At 45.1% G+C, this 2,887-nt stretch carries 3 protein-coding genes and 1 pseudogene; all 4 read right to left on the bottom strand.

From position 1 onward, the window contains the following. Positions 1–119: pseudogene (gene sdhB / locus AACQ17_RS08170) on the bottom strand (succinate dehydrogenase iron-sulfur subunit); the annotation flags it as partial. A gap of 15 nt (positions 120–134) precedes the next feature. Next, complete coding sequence (gene sdhA / locus AACQ17_RS08175) at positions 135–1,901, bottom strand: succinate dehydrogenase flavoprotein subunit (protein WP_013856347.1); 1,767 nt, start codon at positions 1,899–1,901, stop codon at positions 135–137. After that, entirely contained in the window at positions 1,902–2,249 is a 348-nt protein-coding gene (sdhD, locus tag AACQ17_RS08180; RefSeq protein WP_094147947.1) for a succinate dehydrogenase, hydrophobic membrane anchor protein, read from the bottom strand. Beyond that, entirely contained in the window at positions 2,243–2,635 is a 393-nt protein-coding gene (sdhC, locus tag AACQ17_RS08185) for a succinate dehydrogenase cytochrome b556 subunit (protein ID WP_010318676.1), read from the bottom strand. Before sdhC ends, sdhD begins: the two co-directional genes overlap by 7 nt. Between the last annotated feature and the right edge of the window lie 252 nt (positions 2,636–2,887).

Below are 2,887 nucleotides of genomic sequence, written 5' to 3' on the forward strand. Positions count from 1 at the left end.
ATGAGTGCATCCAACAACATCATGTCAGAGCCCTCTTCGACTTCAAGCAGATAATCCTTCATGTAAGGCTTTTGATCGACATCCGGATTATAGCGATACAAAGAGAATTTCAATTTCATAATAGTGCCTTCTCCTTAGTATGTGCGCGCTTTAGGCGGAAACGCTTCACGATAAATTGGTTCCATATTTACGCTACGCTTCGACATGCTTTCAGTCTCAGGGTTGTAAATTGAATGGCATAACCAATTAGCATCATCGCGTTCAGGATAGTCAAAGCGAGCGTGGGCTCCACGGCTTTCGGTACGATAATTTGCAGCAACCGCGGTAGCAAATGCTGTTTCCATCAAGTTTTCCAGCTCTAAACACTCGATCCGTTGAGTGTTGAACTCGGTTGACTTGTCTGAAAGATGTGCGTTCTTCAAACGTTCACGAATCACTTTAAGCTCTTCAAGACCTTTAGCCATCGCTTCACCTTCACGGAACACCGAGAAGTTATTTTGCATACAACGTTGCAGATCTTTACGAATTTGCGCGGGATCTTCACCACCTGTACTGTTTTCCCAGCGGTTGTAACGTTCTAGCGATTTTTCAATGTCCGCTTCTGTGGCAGGTTTTGCGTCCGCTTGCTTTTTCAACGTTTCGCCCAAATGCAAGCCTGTTGCTCGGCCAAAGACCACTAAATCCAGTAGAGAGTTACCACCCAAACGGTTCGCGCCATGCACCGATACTGATGCAATTTCACCACACGCAAACAAACCTTGAACTTCCACATCAGCGCCTTTAGCATCTTGCTTAATCGCCTGACCTGAAACTTGAGTCGGTACTCCTCCCATCATGTAGTGGCAAGTTGGGATCACTGGAATCGGTTCTTTAACTGGATCGACGTGAGCAAACGTACGTGACAACTCACATACGCCCGGCAGACGAGATTCCAGAGTTTCTTTGCCAAGGTGATCCAGTTTAAGCTTGATATGCGGACCCCATGGACCATCGCAACCACGACCTTCACGGATCTCAATCATCATTGAGCGGGCTACTACATCGCGACCAGCCAAATCCTTCGCGTTTGGTGCATAACGTTCCATGAAACGTTCACCATCTTTATTTAAAAGATAGCCACCTTCACCACGACACCCTTCCGTCACAAGAACGCCAGCACCAGCAATCCCTGTTGGGTGGAATTGCCACATTTCGATATCTTGCATCGGGACGCCAGCGCGGATAGCCATGCCCACGCCATCACCCGTATTGATGTGCGCGTTGGTGGTTGAAGCATAGATACGACCAGCTCCGCCAGTCGCTAATACTGTGGCTTTAGATTTGAAATAACAAACTTCGCCTGTTTCCATACACAAGGCGGTACAGCCAAGTACTGCACCCTCTTCATTTTTCACTAAATCAAGTGCGTACCACTCAGAGAAAATAGTGGTCTTATATTTAATGTTTTGTTGATACAAGGTATGAAGTAGTGCGTGACCAGTACGGTCAGCGGCAGCAGCGGTTCGAGCCGCTTGTTCACCGCCAAAATTTTTGGATTGACCACCAAATGGGCGCTGATAAATGGTGCCATTGTCAAAACGAGAAAAAGGCAAACCCATTTTCTCTAGTTCAATCACCGACTCTGGACCATTCTTACACATGTACTCGATAGCATCTTGGTCACCGATATAGTCGGAGCCCTTCACCGTGTCATACATATGTTGTTCCCAGTGGTCCTCATGCGCGTTGCCTAACGCAACGGTAATACCACCTTGAGCCGAAACCGTGTGAGAACGTGTTGGAAAAACTTTAGAAAGCAGAGCACAGGATAAACCTTGCTCTGAAATTTGCAGTGCTGCACGCATGCCAGCACCACCAGCGCCGATCACTACGGCATCAAATTCACGAACTGGAATAGTCACTTACGCACCCCACAATACAAATAAGCCAGAGAAGAAGTATCCAAAGAGCACTGCGATAACGACCAATTGCAGGCCACCACGCGATTTAGAACACTTAATGTAATCCGTTAATACTTGCCATAAACCGATCCAACCATGGATAAGGACAGAGACTAACGCCAGCATTGTGAAGACTTTGGTAAAGGTTCCACCAAAAAACTGTGTCCATGAAACATAGGAGATATCACCAGAGAAAGCACAGAAGCTGACTAGGTAGATAGTATAAAGAGTCATAATGATCGCAGAAGCACGGATCAGCAGATAATCATGCACTCCGTTACGACCAAAAGAAGAAACATGTTTTACCATACCAATACTCCCGCTAAAACTGAAAGCACTGCTGTTGCGATGAAGGCGACTTTGGCACTCATAGCCCCTGACTCCAACTCTTCAAAGTGGCCCAGGTCCATCAGCAAATGGCGTATACCACCTGCAATGTGGTAAGACAGCGCTGTTAAAATTCCCCATAAAATAAATTTTGCGAAAAAGCCATTCACAATGTTGCTGGCTTCCATAAAACCTACCGGAGAACTTAACGAGAGGGAGAGTAACCACAGCAAAATTCCGACCGCAACGAACATCATCACCCCAGACACTCGGTGTAGGATGGATGCAATCGCACTGATCGGAAAGTGAATGGTCTGTAAATCTAAATTAACAGGTCTTGACTTTCTTTCTTTCACGGGCTTGCTCACTCAGCTCCATTGAGCATTTATAGTTATAAATGAATTTTGGTTGTAAAACCCATAAAAGTTAACATTATTTTAACATAAAAAGCCCGATATCGCGCAGTTAAATGTAATAATTCCGTTAACAACAAAGACAGAATGCAATACTGAAATACAGTTTCTAGCCTTTTATTTATAAGGTGTTCACCAAAATTTTCAGTGCCACTATACGGCTCGCAACATTCTAATACAATTGATGTAACAATTTTTGCTACACAG

It is taken from the genome of Vibrio sp. V10_P2A27P122 (assembly GCF_963874335.1).
Classification (GTDB): Bacteria; Pseudomonadota; Gammaproteobacteria; order Enterobacterales; family Vibrionaceae; genus Vibrio; species Vibrio anguillarum.

Coding starts and splice junctions, on each gene's coding strand:
- sdhD (WP_094147947.1), bottom strand. CDS start 2,249: ATGGTAAAACATGTTTCTTCTTTTGGTCGTAACGGAGTGCATGATTAT.